Below are 14,978 nucleotides of genomic sequence, written 5' to 3'. Positions count from 1 at the left end.
CGCGATAGGTTCCGGTCATGCCACTCCTCTACGTGACCGACCTGGCCTACCCGGCGCGCGGCCGCCGCTACGGCGACGAGGACGTCTTCCTCACCGCACGCCTGCGCGAGCACTTCCCCCTGGCCCTGTGCCACCCCCTGGACGCGGAGGCCCTCCTCCCGGCCTTCGACACGGTCGTCGTCCGCAACAGCGGCCCGGTCCTCCACCACCAGGAGGCCTACGACTCCTTCCGCGCGGCCGCCCTCGCCGCCGGCACCCGGGTCTACAACCCGCTGACGGGCCGGGGCGACATGGCGGGCAAGCAGTACCTGGTCGACCTGACCGCCTCGGGCCACCCGGTCATCCCCACGATCGACGACCCGGCGGACCTCGCCCTCCTCCCCGCATCCCCCTCCTACGCGGTGAAGCCGAAGCAGGGCGCGGACTCGATAGGCCTGACCTTCACCCCGCACCCGGACTGCGCCCCGGGGGAGTTCCTGATCCAGCCGCGCATCGACTTCGCCTACGAAGTCTCCTTCTACTTCGTCGACGACACCTTCCAGTACGCCCTCTACGCCCCCGACCCGGCCCGCCGCTGGGAACTGGTCCCCTACGACCCCACCCCGGCGGACCTGGCCTTCGCCCGCACCTTCATCGCGTGGAACACCCTCACCCACGGCATCCAGCGCGTGGACGCCTGCCGCGCCCCCTCGGGCGACCTCCTCCTGGTGGAGCTGGAGGACCTCAACCCGTACCTCTCCCTGGACCTCCTCCCGCCCGAGGTCCAGGACGCCTTCGTCACCGCCCTGGTCGCCTCCCTCCACAGCTTCGGGGCGTGATCCGAGGGGCGTGATCCGAAGGGCGCGACCTAGGCGAGCGCGGTCCTCGTGGCGCGGCGCCGGGCCACGTGGCGGAGCAGGGCCCAGATCGCCGTGGCGTTGACCAGGGCGCAGAACAGGACCGCGCCGAGGAAGCCGAATTCGAACCACGCGTCGAGCGAGGTGTCGACGGACGTGTCGGGTGCCACCCAGTCCGAGGGGGGCGGGCCGGGCTCCGGCATGAACTCCGTCTGCGGCGGCTCGGGCGGCGGCTCCGAGCCGCTGTACGTGGGCCCCGTGACGGGGGCCGACCCGTCCAGGGCGTCGGCGGCGGGTCCGACGGCGCTCAGCAGGATGAGGCTGGTCGGCGCTGTGGCCAGGACCGGCCAGACCCCGAAGAACCCGATGTCCCCGGTCCGGCTGCCGACCACGACGTAGACCAGCATCGCGACCACCACCGCCAGGTACGCACCGGGCACCCACAGCTCAGCCTTCGACCAGCGTCGCATCATGACGTTCCCCGTTCCCGTTCCGCTTCGTTCGACCTGTTGCCAGTCTCGAAGCTGCCGGGCCCCGCCACCTGAGTACGCCTACTCATCCCGCACCGCCTTGCGTACCTGGTCAGAGCCGTGCAATGCGCAGCACAGGGGCCCGGGAGGTAACGCTTGGGTCACGGTCGGGGGGTGCGTGCAGCAGCCGGGCGGCGGGCTCCGTCAGGTACGTCGGGGGAGCCAAGGGGGCTTCGGAAGGGGCGCGGATGTCCAAGAGGTACGGGCCGGGTGGCCATGCGAACCGCTGATGTTCCCGCCTTCACGGCCTTCGTACAGGCACGGTCCTCGGCACTGTTCAGGACCGCCCTGCTGATCACCGGAGAGCGGCACGTGGCCGACGACCTGGTGCAGTCCACGCTGGAGCAGGTGTGCCGGCACTGGCGCAAGGTCCGCTCCGCCGACGCTCCGGAGGCCTACGCCCGCCGGATCCTGGTGAACCTCGCGAACGACCGCTGGCGCAAGCTGCGCGGCCGTGCCGAGGTCCCCCTGGACGAGGGCATCGGGGGCGTCGACGACACCGGGGGCGTCGGAGGCGGGCACGCCGTAGACCCGTACAAAGGGCTCGCGGCCCGCGACGAGCTGATGCGCGGACTGCAGTCCCTGCCGGTCGGCATGCGCACCGTGCTGGTGCTGCGGTACTTCGAGGACCTCGACGACGCGGAGATCGGCCGCTTGATGAACATCTCGGCCGGCACGGTCCGGTCCCAGGTGGCCCGGGGCCTGTCGAAGCTCCGGTCGACCGTCGGTACACAGCCACTGCACGCGGGTTCGGAAGGGGCGGCATGAAGGACTTCGACCTGGAGGAGGAGCTGGCCGCGGCCATGCTCGACCGCGCGGCCACGGAACCGCCCCGCGGCTACGACGTGGACGGTCTCATCGGGCGGGTGCGGCGGCGCCGGCGCCGCCTGCGGACGGGTGCGGCGGCCGCGGCGGTGATCGTGGCCCTGGGCGCCGGCTTCGTCGTGCAGGAGGGCCGGGACCACACCTCGGGGCCGGCACCGGCGGCGACCGCGCCGAGTCCCGACATGCCTCCCGCCCCCACCCCGCCCATCACGCAGCCCCCGGTCGACCCGGCCCGGGCGACGAACACCCTGTTCCTCACCGCCCTGCGCTACCAGAACCCGGCCACCCGCTCCCAGGTGGATCCGGCCGAGGTGGCGGCGCTCTTCGCCAACGAGCCCACGTACCGGCGGATCTGGGGCACCGACTCGCTCGGCGTGACCTGCGGCGAGGCGGTCGACGGCGTGCTGATGGCGGGTCAGATGCTGCTGTACCGGGGGACCGAACCGCTCGACCGGAGCCCTTCCCTCACCTTCGACGTGACCACGGGGAAGGTGGTGGACGCGACCTGCACGACGAACGCCGGAGGCGGCAAGGGCGGCGACCCGACGGTGTCCGGGTTCTACGGCGGACTGGTGGCGGCCACCAAGGCCGGTGACTCCACGGCCCTGGAGACCCTCGGGAAGCGGTTCGTGGCCCCGCAGCTCCGATCGGCCGGGGCCCAGGGTCCGACCGCCGGCACCTGCTCCTTCACCACGCCCCCCTTCTGGCTCGCCGGCAACCCCTCGTCCGGCACCGTCACCCACGGATGGACGGTGAACCTCGGCGGCACCTTCGCCTTCCCGATCGAGATCGACGAGAACGAGAAGATCACCCGCTCCTGCGGCGGCTGACCCGGACCGTGCCCGCACGGTGACGCGCATGCCCTGAGCAGGCGCTTCGTACGGGCGTGATCCTGGGTTCACAGGCGGATGGCAAGCTTGAAGGATGAACGATGCTGCCCCGGCGCCCACCCCCGCGCCCCGCCGTACCCGTGTCCGCGCCCCCGAGCTGATCGGCACAGGGGGGTGGATCAACACCGGCGGCAAGGACCTCAGGCTCGCCGACTTTCGAGGTCGCACGTTGATCTTGGATTTTTGGACCTTCTGCTGCGTGAACTGCCTCCACGTGCTCGACGAGTTGCGCGAGCTGGAGGAGAAGCACCGCGACACCGTCGTGATCGTCGGCGTGCACTCGCCGAAGTTCGTGCACGAGGCCGAGCACTCCGCCGTCGTCGACGCCGTCGAGCGGTACGGGGTGCACCACCCCGTGCTCGATGATCCGGAGCTCGCGACCTGGAAGCAGTACGCCGTCCGCGCCTGGCCCACGCTCGTGGTGATCGACCCCGAGGGGTACGTCGTCGCGCAGCACGCCGGGGAGGGGCACGCGCACGCCATCGCGAAGCTCGTGGAGGAGCTGGAGGCCGAGCACGAGGCCAAGGGGACGCTGCGGCGCGGGGACGGGCCGTACGTGGCGCCCGAGCCGGTGGCGGGGGACCTGCGGTTCCCCGGGAAGGCGCTCGTGCTGCCGTCCGGGAACCTGCTCGTCTCCGACACGACCCGGCACCAGCTGGTGGAGCTGGCTCCCGACGGGGAGAGCGTCGTACGGCGTGTGGGTGGCGGGGAGCGCGGCTTGGGGCCGGATGCCTTCAGCGAGCCCCAGGGGCTGGCGCTGCTGCCCGACGGGTCCGTGGTCGTCGCCGACACCGTCAATCACGCGCTGCGGCGGTTCGACCCCGAGACCGGGGCCGTGGAGACCGTCGCCGGGACCGGGCGGCAGTGGTGGCAGGGGTCCCCGACCTCGGGGCCGGCCCTCGAAGTCAACCTGTCTTCGCCGTGGGACGTGGCCTGGTGGCAGGGCAAGGTGTGGATCGCCATGGCGGGCGTGCACCAGCTGTGGACCTGGGACCCCGAGAGCGACACCGTGGCCGTCGCCGCCGGGACGACCAACGAGGGGCTGCACGACGGTCCGGCCGCCGAGGCCTGGTTCGCGCAGCCGTCCGGGCTCGCGGCCACGGAGGACCGGCTGTGGATCGCCGACTCCGAGACCAGCTCACTGAGGTACGTCGAGGCGGGCGAGGGCGGCTACGCCATCCGCACCGCCGTCGGGTCCGGCCTCTTCGACTTCGGGCACCGCGACGGCGACGCCGCCCAGGCGCTGCTCCAGCACCCGCTCGGCGTCACCGCGCTGCCCGACGGGTCGGTCGCGGTGTGCGACACGTACAACCACGCCCTGCGGCGCTTCGACCCGTCCACCGGGCAGGTCACCACCCTGGCCACCGACCTGCGCGAGCCCAGCGACGCCGTGCTGGTCGGGGACGACATCGTGGTCGTGGAGTCCGCCCGGCACCGGCTGACCCGGCTGCGCCTCCCCGAGGAGGCCGTACGGGTCGACGCGGTCGCCCACCGGACCCGGCGGGCCGCCACCGAGGTGGCCCCCGGCACGCTCCGGCTCGACATCGTCTTCCGGGCCCCGAGCGGCCAGAAGCTCGACACCCGCTACGGGCCCTCGACCCGGTTGCTGGTCTCCTCGACCCCGCCCGAGCTGCTGACGGCGGGCGACGGCGCCGGGACCGACCTGTTCCGGGAGCTGGCGCTGAACCCGGCCCTGACCGAGGGCGTCCTGCACGTCTCCGCGATGGCCGCGTCCTGCGACGACGACCCGGAGAACGAGTACCCGGCCTGCCACGTCCACCAGCAGGACTGGGGCGTGCCGCTGAACATCACCGCCGGCGGCGCGACCCGACTGCCGCTGGTGCTGGCGGGCATGGACGACTGACCCCGGAACCGACCGTGCCCGGAACCGACCGTGCCCGCCGGGGAGATCCCCGGCGGGCACGGGCACGCTCACGACCGCACGATGACGCGGGCTCAGTTCTCCAGGAACGCCAGCATCACGTTGGCCAGGAGGTACGGGTCGTCCGCGCCGCACAGCTCGCGGGCGCTGTGCATCGAGAGGATGGCCACGCCGATGTCGACCGTCTGGATGCCGTGGCGGGCGGCGGTGATCGGGCCGATCGTCGTGCCGCACGGCATCGAGTTGTTGGAGACGAAGGTCTGCCACGGGACGCCGGCGCGTTCGCAGGCGCTCACGAACACCGCGCGGCCGCTGCCGTCGGTGGCGTAGCGCTGGTTGACGTTGACCTTCAGGATCGGGCCGCCGTTGGCGCGCGGGTGGTGCGTGGGGTCGTGCCGCTCCGCGTAGTTGGGGTGCACGGCGTGGCCGGTGTCCGAGGAGAGGCAGATGGCGCCGGCGAAGGCCCGCGCGCGGTCCTCGTAGGAGCCGCCGCGCGAGAAGACCGAACGTTCCAGCACGTTGCCCAGCAGGGGCCCGTCCGCGCCGGTGTCCGACTGCGAGCCGTTCTCCTCGTGGTCGAAGGCGGCCAGGACGGGGATGTGCGTGAGCGTGTCGGCCGTGGAGGCGGCGACGAGGGCGGCGACGGCCGCGTGGACCGACAGGAGGTTGTCCATGCGGGGGCCCGCGAGGAGCTCGCGGTCGCGGCCCAGGTAGGCCGGGGGCTCGATCGAATGGACCATCAGGTCCCAGCCGGCGACGGAGCCGCGGTCCAGCTCTTCCTCGTCCTCCAGGAAGGCGATCAGGTCGCCCTCGTGGACGTCGCCGAGGCCCCAGATCGGCTGCATGTGCCGCTGCTTGTCCAGCTTGAGGCCGTCGGAGTTCACCGACCGGTCGAGGTGCACGGCGAGTTGGGGCACGCGCATCAGCGCACGGTCGATGTTGACGAGCCGTTCGGTGCCGTCGAGCAGGGTGAGGCGGCCGGCCAGGCCCAGGTCGCGGTCGAGCCAGGTGTTGAGCAGGGTGCCGCCGTAGATCTCCACGGCGATCTGCCGCCAGCCCTGGGCGCCGGTGTCGGGCAGCGGCTTGACCCGGAGGTTGGGGGAGTCGGTGTGCGCGCCGATGATCCTGAACGGGGTGTGCGCGGCCGCGCCTTCGGGCACGTACCAGGCGATGATCGCGCCCCCGCGGAGTACGAACTTGCCTCCCGTGCTCGCGTCCCACGCGTCGGTCTCGGCCAACTGCCTGAATCCGGCCTTCTCCAGCCGCTCGGCCGCGTTGGCCACGGCGTGGTACTGCGACGGACTCGCCGCCAGGAAGGTCATCAGGTCGTCGGTGTGGCCGCGGTCGAAGCGGGCGGCGGCGGGAGAGCTCATGTGGGTCACCTTAACGACGGTCGTGTTCGTCATGGCCGGACTGCGGCGGATGGCCGGAGGAAGGAGCCGCGGGGGTGTTGCCCGGGCCCCGGAGCTGGGTCAGCCCGGCGGACGGTCGAAGCGGCGCTGCAACTGTCTGCGCTCGCCCCGGCGGATGCGCGGGAGCATCTCCGGGGTCTGCGCGGAGCGCTGCGCGCGTCTCTTGCGTCCGGCGCAGAAGATACAGGCCTCACCGGGAGGAGCGTCGGGATCGATGGGTGCCCCGGGGTGCTCGGAGCATCCGGAGGCGTTGCGCGGGCGCGACAGCTCGCGCGCCACGATGAAGGCGCGGTGCAGGTCGTCGGCCATCGCGACGAAGTCCTCGGGGGGCGAGGACAGGCTCAGGTGGAAGCGCCGCTCCTCGACCGTGCGCAGCCGGGTCTGGAGCGCCTGGAGCGTGTACGGGGGCTCGGGCACGGGATAGCCGAGCCGCCGCTGCTCCCCGGCGGGCGGGGTGGCGGCGGCCGCCGCGCGGGCGCCCTGGGCGCGCAGTCCGAGGCGGCGCCGGTCGTTGCAGATCAAGCAGCGCCCCCAGCCGTCGGGCGCCTCCGGGTCCAGCGCGCCGTTGGGGTGCTCCGGGCAGCCGGTGTAGCTCTTGGCGGGGGCGAGCCCGGCGGCGGTCTGGAAGGCGGTGTAGAGGGCGTCGGCCACCGATTCGTACTCGGTGGGGTGGGCGCCGTCGTAGAGCTCCTTCAGGTGGTCTCCGAGGCTGCCCACGGCGGACTGCAGCTCCTTGAGGGCATAGGGGCGCCCGGTCGGGACCGAGTACCCCCTGCTGCCGCGCTGCTGCTCCTGTGGACTCATACCCACGAGCGTCCCACGAACCACGGACATCCCGGGAACCCCGCAGCCCACAGGCGGTACGGGGCCCCCGGCGGGGGCGTCGGGCCGGCCCCCGCGCACGCCGACGGCCGGGCCCCCGTGCGGAGGACCCGGCCGTCTGCGCGTACGTACACCGCGTACAGCTGTGGGATGGGGGCTACGGGCCTAGAAGGCGGCCTCGTCGAGCTCCATCAGGGTGTTGTCGACGGCCTCGGCGAGCGCGCGGGCCACCGCGACGCCCGGGAGGACCTCGCCGGCGAAGAACTTCGCCGCCGCGATCTTGCCGGTGTAGAACGGCACGTCCTTGGCGGAGGCGGCCGGCAGCTTCTCGGCGGCCACGGCCGCGCCCTTGAGGAGCAGGTAGCCGACGACCACGTCACCGGAGGCCATCAGCAGGCGGGTGGTGTTCTGGCCGACCTTGTAGATGTTCTTGACGTCCTCGCCGGTGGCGGTGAGGTCGACGACCATCTGGCCGACGATGGCCTCCAGGTCGACGGCCGCCTTGGCGAGCGCGTCGCGGGCCGGGGCCAGCTCCTCGCCGCCGTCGCCCTCGGCCAGGAACTTCTTGATCGTCTCGGTGAGGACGTTCAGGGCGGCGCCCTGGTCGCGGACGATCTTCCGGAAGAAGAAGTCCTGGCCCTGGATCGCCGTGGTGCCCTCGTAGAGGGTGTCGATCTTGGCGTCGCGGATGTACTGCTCGATCGGGTATTCCTGCAGGTAGCCCGAGCCGCCGAAGGTCTGGAGCGACTGCGCGAGCTGCTCGTAGGACTTCTCGGAGCCGTAGCCCTTCACGATCGGCAGCAGCAGGTCGTTGAGGCCCACCAGGGACGCGGTGTCCTCGCCGGCGGCCTGCTTGACCTGGATCTCGTCCTGGACGGAGGCGGTGTACAGCACCAGGGCGCGCATGCCCTCGGCGTACGCCTTCTGCGTCATGAGCGAGCGGCGCACGTCGGGGTGGTGCGTGATGGTGACCTTGGGGGCCGTCTTGTCCATGAAGTTGGCCAGGTCGGGACCCTGCACGCGCTCCTTGGCGTACTCCAGGGCGTTCAGGTAGCCCGTCGACAGGGTGGCGATGGCCTTCGTGCCGACCATCATCCGGGCGAACTCGATGATCATGAACATCTGGCGGATGCCGTCGTGCTTGTCACCGATCAGCCAGCCCTTGGCGGGGTGCTGGTCGCCGAAGGTCATCTCGCACGTGTTGGAGGCCTTGAGGCCCATCTTGTGCTCGACGTTCGTCGCGTAGACGCCGTTGCGCTCGCCCAGCTCGCCGGTCTCCCAGTCGAAGTGGAACTTCGGGACCAGGAAGAGGGACAGGCCCTTCGTGCCGGCGCCGTGGCCCTCGGGGCGCGCGAGGACGTAGTGGAGGATGTTCTCCTCCATGTCGTGCTCGCCCGAGGTGATGAAGCGCTTCACGCCCTCGATGTGCCAGGAGCCGTCGTCCTGCTGGACCGCCTTCGTGCGGCCCGCGCCGACGTCCGAGCCGGCGTCCGGCTCGGTGAGGACCATGGTGGAGCCCCAGCGCTTCTCGACCGCGAGCGCGGCGATCTTCTTCTGGACCTCGTTGCCCTCTTCGAAGAGGACGCCGGCGAACGCCGGGCCGGAGGAGTACATCCACACGGCCGGGTTCGCGCCCAGGATCGTCTCGGCGAAGGCCCAGATCAGGGAGCGGGGCGAGGTGGTGCCGCCGATCTCCTCGGGCAGGCCCAGGCGCCAGTACTCGGAGTCCATGAAGGCCTTGTAGCTCTTCTTGAAGGACGCCGGGACGGGCGCGGTGTTCGTCGTCGGGTCGAAGACCGGCGGGTTGCGGTCGGCGTCCTCGAAGGAGGCGGCCAGCTCGTTCTCGGAGAGCTTGGCGATCTCGCTGAGGATCGTCTTGGCGGTCTCGGTGTCCATCTCACCGAACGGGCCAGTGCCGTACACGTTGTCGCGGCCGAGTACCTCGAAGAGGTTGAACTCGATGTCGCGGAGATTCGACTTGTAGTGCCCCATGGCGACGGCTCCGTTAAGGCTCGGTGAGAGTGGTTCCTCGTGCATACCAATCGGTAACGTAATGATGCTACCCACCGGTAATAAGAGCAACCCTTCCGTGGCGACTGTGACCAGGGTCAAGTTCGAGCTCGCACCAGACGGTCTTGCTCCCGGGCCCCTGGACGACACCCCATCGCAGCGCGAGCGCGTCGAGCAGGGCTAGGCCCCGGCCGGATTCCGCGTCGTCCAGGGCCTCCCGCAGTACGGGCCATGCGCGCGGGTCGGGGTCGGTGAGCTCCACCCGCGTACGGGCTGCCCTTCCGGTGACCCGCAGCGTGACGGGCGTGCCTTCGCCCAGGTGGGTGAGGGCGTTGGTCAGCAGCTCGCTGACGCAGAGCTCCGCGGTGTGGCTCCCCAGGTGCTCCCGCACCGCGTGGCGGGCCAGGGGGACGGCACCGGGGGTGACCAGGAGCCGGAGCGTGAGGTCGCTGCTCATGGCGTGCCCGCCAGTGCTTCGGCGAGGCGCTGGGCGGTGGCCGGGTTGCAGTTGCCGAGGGCGATGAGGGGTGGGCTCGTGTACCGCCCGGCGTAGGAGAGGAGGTGGAGGTCGAGGGAGGGGAGCACGATGCCGTGTCCGGCGAGGGCGGAGCGGAGGTTGTCCAGGGCGATGGAGGCCTCGTGGTCGTGGGGGTGGTCGCTCATGCGGATTCCTTCGCAGCGGGGAGTGACGAACTGCTCACAGGCTGGCGCGGTCCGGCGTAGCTTGGGAAGCGTTTCGAGTCCACAGCGCGAAGTGTGGAAAGCAGGCTCTGACGGTGGGTAAGAGCAAGGACATTGACGGCTCGGCGAGCGTGCCGGCTTTCTACGGTGCTGAGTTGCGCTGGCGGCGCGAGGCGGCGGGGCTCACCCTCCGACAGGCCGTCGCGGGCAGCTACTACGGGGTCAGCTACTTGAGCGAGATCGAGCGGGGCAACCGACGGATCCCGTTGGACCTGGCCCAACACCTCGACCGGATCCTGGGCACGGACGGGTTCTTCACGCGCCGCTGCGAGGACGTGCGGAAGGCACGGAGCGATGCAGTGGCGCCGTACTTTGCGGAAGCCCTGGAGCTGGAGTCGCGTGCGGAGGAAGTCGCGGAGTGGAGCCCCATGGTCCTCCCGGGGCCCTTGCAGCTGGAGCCGTACATCAGGGAGCTCATCCGGGCTGCCGAACCGCTGGCAGGCGAGGAGCGAACCGCCCGGCTGGTTGCCGCGCGGCGTGACCGAGCGTGGGTCTATGAGGATGCCGATGGGCCCGCGTCCTGGGTCGTCATCCACGAATCGCTCCTTCGGCAGCCGATCGGTGGGGACGAGGCGATGGCCGAGCAGCTGGCCCACGTGGCTGCTGTGGCCCGACGGCGCCGCTACATTCCGCAGATCCTGCCGTGCAATGCCGGTGCGCACCCTTTCATGATGGGGTCGACCCATTTCATGAGCTTCAGCGATGCTCCGCCGGTCGTGTACATGGAGAGCACGTACAGCGGCCAGATGATCGACGACCCAGGCGTTGTGGTGCAGTACCAGAAGGCGTACGACCGCCTCCGGGCGTTCGCGCTACCGCCCGAGGCGTCCCTGAAGATGATCGAAGCCGCAGCCGAGGATTATGGAAGTGGCAACCACGCACGGCGCCTTGAGCGCGGCCACCTCGCTACAGCACCGCCCCCGTGGGGCACAGAGTCCAGGCGGGCGGTGGGCTGACCGGAATCGCTCCCTTCCGCGCTGCAAGGCCGAGGCCGGGCCCTCCCCTCGCCGGGCGAGAGGCCCACTTCGGTCCACTGACCGGAACTCGTCGTCCCGCCGGGTCATCGCCTCGGTAGGCTTCGGGCCATGTACGGCTATGACCAGAACGTGAGCGCGGGGCAGCAGGGCGGCTACGCCCAGCCCCAGCAGGGCTACGCGCAGCAGCAACAGCCGCCGCTGTACCCCGAGCCCTCGCCGCCCTCCCTCGCGGACGCGGTACGCGCCTTCACGACCGGGTCGCTGTCCGCCGAGGACTTCCAGCAGATCTTCGCCTCCTCGAAGGTCTACTGCCCGCGCGGCGACACCCCAGGCTTCCTCGCGCTGCACAACACCCAGCAGCCGGTCATCCCGATGTTCACCACGCTCAAGGAGCTCCGCCGCTATGCCGGCAAGGAGTCCAAGTACTTCGTGATCACCGGCGCCGAGGTGATCGACCTGCTGCCCACCGGCTACGGCTTCGTCCTCGACATGGAGGGCGACCACCGGATGGTCTTCGACGCGAAGGCGGTCGAGCAGATGGTCGACTTCGCCATGCGCCGCATGTACGGCTAAAGGCCGAGGCCGGGGGGCTGACATGCTGCGCGTGCACTTCGAGGCCGAGGACCTGCTCAACGTCACCTTCGCGAGCGAGCCGCTGCCCCTGGTGGAGCTGGCCCTCGCGCTCGTCGCATCGCAGCGCACGGACCAGCAGGCGGTTTTCGGCCGTTGGCGCAGCCTCGCCGCGCGGGAGCTGCCCGGGCGGGTGCGGCCGCTGTTCGACCTCCTGCGCCCCGACGGCGACAACCCCCACTTCGTGGAGCCGTACGCGCGCAGCCTGGAGGAGGGCCTCAGCGTCATCCGGGACCGGGTCCCCTTCCTCACGCCCGAGGGGCTGGCCCGCGCCGCCACCCGCGCGCCCGGGTCCCCGTCCTGGCTGCGGGCCCTGTGGGGGCAGGACCGGGAGGCCTGGCAGCAGCTCGACTCCGCGATCCGGTCCGCGTACGACGTGCTGATCGCCCCGCAGTGGCCGCGCATCCGGCAGTCCTTCCAGGCGGACGTGGCCTGGCGGACCCGGCTGCTGGCGGCCCACGGGATCAAGGCCTGCCTGGCGAGCACGCACCCGGCGGCGGACTGGTCGGGCCTGGTCTTCGAGGTGGGCCGGCCGCCGGACTACGAGGTCCGGCTCGGCGGGCGCGGGCTGGTCCTGATGCCCTCGCCGTTCTGGACGGGCCGCCCGCTGCTGGACGACACCCCGGACGGGACGTACGTACTCCTCTACCCGGCGCTGACCCCCCTCCCCCTGGTGTCCCCGGACCGGGCGGACGGCGCGCTGGACGCGCTGCTGGGGCGGACCCGGGCGGCGGTGCTCCAGCTGCTGGTCCAGCAGCGGACCACCTCCGAGCTGGCCCGCGACCTCGACATCAGCCTCCCGTCGGTCTCGGAGCACACCCGCACCCTGCGCGCGGCGGGCCTGATCACCACGGCCCGCGACGGCAAGGCCGTCCTGCACTCGGCGACGGCCCTGGGCGTGGACCTCCTCCACAGCGGCGGCTGAGCGCTTCGGCGACGTGTCTCAGGAGCGGTGGTGGCGGAGCCGCCAGAAGGCCGCCGCCCCCGCGGCCAGCGCGATGGCGAGGCCGCCGTACGCCCACAGGAGCGCGAGGTCGGGGCGGTGGGCCAGGGAGGTCCGGACGCCCGCGAAGGCCAGGGCTCCGATGGCCTGGGAACCGCCCTCCACGCCCTCGAACCCCGTCGACCAGCGCAGCAGCATGCACAGGGCCAGGCAGAGGGCGCCCCAGGTGGCGAGGTAGGCCCACGGCGAGCCGGGGAGCGGCTCCAGCGGGAGACCGGTGGCCGGCCACCGGTAGGTGGCGTACCCGACGGCCACGACCACGGCCGTGACGGCGCCGGACCAGCCGAGTGCGGCGAGCACGGCCCGCGGGTTCGCGGGCTCGGTGGCCGGCTCCGCGCCGTCGGCCCCGTCCGTCGAGATGGTCACCGATCGATCTCCTGTCCTGCGGCGTGCGGAGGTCCGTACGCATCAACGATGTCGATCATGAGGACGCTCGTCCGGGGCCTCCGGTTGTCCCGGGGAATGACGGCTGAGCGCAGGTTTCGGCGGTACCCGAAAGGATCGCGGCGGCGGCCGGGAGTCCCGAATATCAGTGCTGCGGGGGAAACCCGCTCCTACTGACAGGGGGACTGTGATGGCACGTACGTCCTTACGTACGAAGCTCGCGGCAGTGGCGGCCACGGGGGTGATGGCGCTGGGTACGGGGGTCTTGGCGGCATCGCCTGCGCAGGCCGCGACCACCTGCCCGACCTACTTCGCCTGCATCCACTGGGGCACCAGCCAGTACGACGTGGTCCGCAACGCGTGGCAGAACAAGGGCGTCTACAAGATCTACTTCTACAACGGCAGTTACCGGGTCACGAACAGCCAGACCGACGGTTGGAAGATCTGGCTGTGCCGGGCCGCCAACGGCACCGACTGTGACTACGCGTTGTGGCCGGGACAGTCGCTGGTGATCGACATGACCCCGTTCAACTCGGTCTCGATCCAGCCGTAGGCCCTGCGGCTGCGGGGGACGCACGGGGGGTCCCCCACGGCCCCGCTCGATTCCGATCCGGATCTCGACCTGAGGAGACAGCGATGACCCGTACGACTTCCACCACCCGCAAGGCGCTCCGCGCGAAGGCGGGTGCGGTCCTGGCCACGGTGGCCCTGGCGGTGGGCGTGGGCGTCCTCGCCGCGGCTCCGGCCCAGGCCGCCACGGCGCAGCTGTGCCGCTACCCCGCTCCGTCCTGCAGCGGCTGAGCGACCGGCGCACACTGAGCAACGGGCCCCGGGGGAATTCCCCCGGGGCTCCTTCTGTTCTGTCGGGTGGCAGAAAGTTCGGGTTTCAACTAAACTCGACGCCAGAAGGAGGTTCCGACCATGCCTGCAGTGACTGTGGAGAACCCGTTGACGCTCCCGCGCGTCGGGGAGCCGGCCCAGGAGACGACCGCCCGCAAGGTGCTGGCCGTCACGACCGCCCCGGGTGGCTTCGAAGGCGAGGGATTCCCGGTGCGCCGTGCGTTCGCCGGGATCAACTACCAGTACCTCGACCCGTTCATCATGATGGACCAGATGGGCGAGGTGGAGTACGCGCCGGGCGAGCCCAAGGGCACCCCCTGGCACCCCCACCGCGGCTTCGAGACCGTCACCTACCTGATCGACGGAACCTTCGTCCACCAGGACAGCAACGGCGGCGGCGGAGTCATCAACGGCGGCGACACCCAGTGGATGACGGCCGGCAGCGGCCTGCTCCACATCGAGGCTCCGCCGGAGTCGCTCGTGGTGTCCGGCGGGCTCTTCCACGGCCTCCAGCTGTGGGTGAACCTCCCCGCCTCCGACAAGATGATGCCCCCGCGCTACCAGGACATCGGCGGCGGCCAGGTCCAGCTGCTCTCCACCCCGGACGGCGGCGCCCTGCTCCGCGTCATCGCCGGTGAGCTGGACGGCCACCAGGGCCCCGGCATCACCCACACCCCGATCACGATGATCCACGCAACGGTCGCACCCGGCGCGCAGATCACCCTCCCGTGGCGCGAGGACTTCAACGCCCTGGCGTACGTACTGGCCGGGCGCGGCTCGGTCGGCGAGGACCGGCGGCCCATCCAGACCGGGCAGACCGCCGTCTTCGGCGAGGGCGGCTCGCTGACCCTGCGCGCGGACGAGGGCCAGGACTCCAACGCCCCCGGGCTGGAGATCGTCCTGCTCGGCGGACGGCCGATCCGGGAGCCGATGGCGCACTACGGGCCGTTCGTGATGAACAGCAAGCACGAGCTGCAGCAGGCGTTCGACGACTTCCAGGCCGGCCGGCTGGGCCGCATCCCCACCACGGAGCGCACCGGCCTCGGCCACCGCGGCACGGGCGAGGTTGCGGAGGACTGACCCCGGCTCTCGTACGGCGAAGCCCCGGCCACCGGCCGGGGCTTCGCCGTGTCGCCTGAGACGCATTCACGTGCCGTCCCGATGAGCTGAATTGATCGTCGAAATCGTCGGGATCA

At 71.4% G+C, this 14,978-nt stretch carries 17 protein-coding genes; 10 read left to right on the top strand and 7 right to left on the bottom strand.

The features are described 5' to 3' along the window. Positions 1-17: 17 nt before the first annotated feature. Entirely contained in the window at positions 18-818 is an 801-nt protein-coding gene (locus OG730_RS20385; RefSeq protein ID WP_327305576.1) for an ATP-grasp domain-containing protein, read from the top strand. 29 nt (positions 819-847) lie between these two features. On the opposite strand, the gene OG730_RS20380 is transcribed toward OG730_RS20385, so the two are convergent. After that, a complete protein-coding gene (locus OG730_RS20380) occupies positions 848-1,309 on the bottom strand; it encodes an SCO4225 family membrane protein (RefSeq protein WP_327305575.1) in 462 nt (153 codons plus the stop codon). Between the two features lie 273 nt (positions 1,310-1,582). On the opposite strand from OG730_RS20380, the gene OG730_RS20375 reads away from it, so the two are divergent. The 3 genes from OG730_RS20375 to OG730_RS20365 all read left to right on the top strand — a co-directional run bounded on the left by OG730_RS20375 (position 1,583) and on the right by OG730_RS20365 (position 4,945). Next, positions 1,583-2,134: a SigE family RNA polymerase sigma factor gene (locus tag OG730_RS20375; RefSeq protein ID WP_327309347.1), complete on the top strand. Its 552-nt coding sequence runs from the start codon at positions 1,583-1,585 to the stop codon at positions 2,132-2,134. Beyond that, positions 2,131-3,021, top strand: a complete 891-nt coding sequence (locus OG730_RS20370; protein WP_327305574.1) for a hypothetical protein — start codon at positions 2,131-2,133, stop codon at positions 3,019-3,021. Before OG730_RS20375 ends, OG730_RS20370 begins: the two co-directional genes overlap by 4 nt. Positions 3,022-3,115: 94 nt before the next feature. Next, positions 3,116-4,945, top strand: coding sequence for an NHL domain-containing thioredoxin family protein (locus tag OG730_RS20365; RefSeq protein WP_327305573.1), 1,830 nt, complete (start codon positions 3,116-3,118; stop codon positions 4,943-4,945). A 92-nt stretch (positions 4,946-5,037) separates the two neighbouring features. Here OG730_RS20365 and OG730_RS20360 read toward each other — a convergent pair whose 3' ends face one another. The 5 genes from OG730_RS20360 to OG730_RS20340 form a co-directional block, all read right to left on the bottom strand. Further along, positions 5,038-6,336: a M18 family aminopeptidase gene (locus OG730_RS20360; RefSeq protein WP_327305572.1), complete on the bottom strand. Its 1,299-nt coding sequence runs from the start codon at positions 6,334-6,336 to the stop codon at positions 5,038-5,040. Between the two features lie 99 nt (positions 6,337-6,435). Next, positions 6,436-7,179 carry a hypothetical protein gene (locus OG730_RS20355; RefSeq protein ID WP_327305571.1) on the bottom strand — a complete coding sequence of 248 codons (744 nt, stop codon included), beginning with the start codon at positions 7,177-7,179 and terminating at the stop codon, positions 6,436-6,438. 183 nt (positions 7,180-7,362) lie between these two features. Continuing rightward, positions 7,363-9,189: an acyl-CoA dehydrogenase gene (locus OG730_RS20350; protein WP_327309346.1), complete on the bottom strand. Its 1,827-nt coding sequence runs from the start codon at positions 9,187-9,189 to the stop codon at positions 7,363-7,365. A gap of 67 nt (positions 9,190-9,256) precedes the next feature. Then, entirely contained in the window at positions 9,257-9,664 is a 408-nt protein-coding gene (locus OG730_RS20345; protein ID WP_327305570.1) for an ATP-binding protein, read from the bottom strand. Further along, positions 9,661-9,870, bottom strand: coding sequence for a hypothetical protein (locus OG730_RS20340; protein ID WP_327305569.1), 210 nt, complete (start codon positions 9,868-9,870; stop codon positions 9,661-9,663). The genes OG730_RS20345 and OG730_RS20340 overlap by 4 nt, the downstream gene beginning before the upstream one ends. A gap of 113 nt (positions 9,871-9,983) precedes the next feature. Between OG730_RS20340 and OG730_RS20335 the strand changes: the two genes are divergently transcribed. The 3 genes from OG730_RS20335 (at position 9,984) to OG730_RS20325 (ending at position 12,480) form a co-directional block, all read left to right on the top strand. Continuing rightward, on the top strand, positions 9,984-10,904 hold the full coding sequence (locus OG730_RS20335; protein ID WP_327305568.1) for a helix-turn-helix domain-containing protein: 921 nt from the start codon (positions 9,984-9,986) through the stop codon (positions 10,902-10,904). A 129-nt stretch (positions 10,905-11,033) separates the two neighbouring features. Then, complete coding sequence (locus OG730_RS20330; RefSeq protein WP_327305567.1) at positions 11,034-11,498, top strand: SseB family protein; 465 nt, start codon at positions 11,034-11,036, stop codon at positions 11,496-11,498. A 22-nt stretch (positions 11,499-11,520) separates the two neighbouring features. After that, the gene (locus OG730_RS20325; protein ID WP_327305566.1) at positions 11,521-12,480 is read left to right on the top strand and encodes an ArsR/SmtB family transcription factor; all 960 of its coding nucleotides are present in this window, start codon (positions 11,521-11,523) and stop codon (positions 12,478-12,480) included. A gap of 18 nt (positions 12,481-12,498) precedes the next feature. On the opposite strand, the gene OG730_RS20320 is transcribed toward OG730_RS20325, so the two are convergent. Then, positions 12,499-12,924 (bottom strand): hypothetical protein, encoded by a 426-nt coding sequence (locus OG730_RS20320; RefSeq protein WP_327305565.1) that lies wholly within the window; start codon positions 12,922-12,924, stop codon positions 12,499-12,501. A 208-nt stretch (positions 12,925-13,132) separates the two neighbouring features. On the opposite strand from OG730_RS20320, the gene OG730_RS20315 reads away from it, so the two are divergent. The 3 genes from OG730_RS20315 (at position 13,133) to OG730_RS20305 (ending at position 14,862) form a co-directional block, all read left to right on the top strand. Continuing rightward, positions 13,133-13,495, top strand: coding sequence for a hypothetical protein (locus OG730_RS20315; RefSeq protein WP_327305564.1), 363 nt, complete (start codon positions 13,133-13,135; stop codon positions 13,493-13,495). Positions 13,496-13,578: 83 nt separating this feature from the next. Then, the gene (locus tag OG730_RS20310; protein WP_327305563.1) at positions 13,579-13,743 is read left to right on the top strand and encodes a hypothetical protein; all 165 of its coding nucleotides are present in this window, start codon (positions 13,579-13,581) and stop codon (positions 13,741-13,743) included. 120 nt (positions 13,744-13,863) lie between these two features. Continuing rightward, the gene (locus OG730_RS20305) at positions 13,864-14,862 is read left to right on the top strand and encodes a pirin family protein (protein ID WP_327305562.1); all 999 of its coding nucleotides are present in this window, start codon (positions 13,864-13,866) and stop codon (positions 14,860-14,862) included. Positions 14,863-14,978 lie beyond the last annotated feature (116 nt).

Origin of the sequence: Streptomyces sp. NBC_01298, from assembly GCF_035978755.1 — a bacterium.
Classification (GTDB): Bacteria; Actinomycetota; Actinomycetes; order Streptomycetales; family Streptomycetaceae; genus Streptomyces.
This window is presented reverse-complemented; position numbering and strand designations above follow the sequence as displayed.

Coding starts and splice junctions, on each gene's coding strand:
- OG730_RS20385 (WP_327305576.1), top strand. CDS start 18: ATGCCACTCCTCTACGTGACCGACCTGGCCTACCCGGCGCGCGGCCGC.
- OG730_RS20380 (WP_327305575.1), bottom strand. CDS start 1,309: ATGATGCGACGCTGGTCGAAGGCTGAGCTGTGGGTGCCCGGTGCGTAC.
- OG730_RS20375 (WP_327309347.1), top strand. CDS start 1,583: ATGCGAACCGCTGATGTTCCCGCCTTCACGGCCTTCGTACAGGCACGG.
- OG730_RS20370 (WP_327305574.1), top strand. CDS start 2,131: ATGAAGGACTTCGACCTGGAGGAGGAGCTGGCCGCGGCCATGCTCGAC.
- OG730_RS20365 (WP_327305573.1), top strand. CDS start 3,116: ATGAACGATGCTGCCCCGGCGCCCACCCCCGCGCCCCGCCGTACCCGT.
- OG730_RS20360 (WP_327305572.1), bottom strand. CDS start 6,336: ATGAGCTCTCCCGCCGCCGCCCGCTTCGACCGCGGCCACACCGACGAC.
- OG730_RS20355 (WP_327305571.1), bottom strand. CDS start 7,179: ATGAGTCCACAGGAGCAGCAGCGCGGCAGCAGGGGGTACTCGGTCCCG.
- OG730_RS20350 (WP_327309346.1), bottom strand. CDS start 9,189: ATGGGGCACTACAAGTCGAATCTCCGCGACATCGAGTTCAACCTCTTC.
- OG730_RS20345 (WP_327305570.1), bottom strand. CDS start 9,664: ATGAGCAGCGACCTCACGCTCCGGCTCCTGGTCACCCCCGGTGCCGTC.
- OG730_RS20340 (WP_327305569.1), bottom strand. CDS start 9,870: ATGAGCGACCACCCCCACGACCACGAGGCCTCCATCGCCCTGGACAAC.
- OG730_RS20330 (WP_327305567.1), top strand. CDS start 11,034: ATGTACGGCTATGACCAGAACGTGAGCGCGGGGCAGCAGGGCGGCTAC.
- OG730_RS20325 (WP_327305566.1), top strand. CDS start 11,521: ATGCTGCGCGTGCACTTCGAGGCCGAGGACCTGCTCAACGTCACCTTC.
- OG730_RS20315 (WP_327305564.1), top strand. CDS start 13,133: ATGGCACGTACGTCCTTACGTACGAAGCTCGCGGCAGTGGCGGCCACG.
- OG730_RS20310 (WP_327305563.1), top strand. CDS start 13,579: ATGACCCGTACGACTTCCACCACCCGCAAGGCGCTCCGCGCGAAGGCG.
- OG730_RS20305 (WP_327305562.1), top strand. CDS start 13,864: ATGCCTGCAGTGACTGTGGAGAACCCGTTGACGCTCCCGCGCGTCGGG.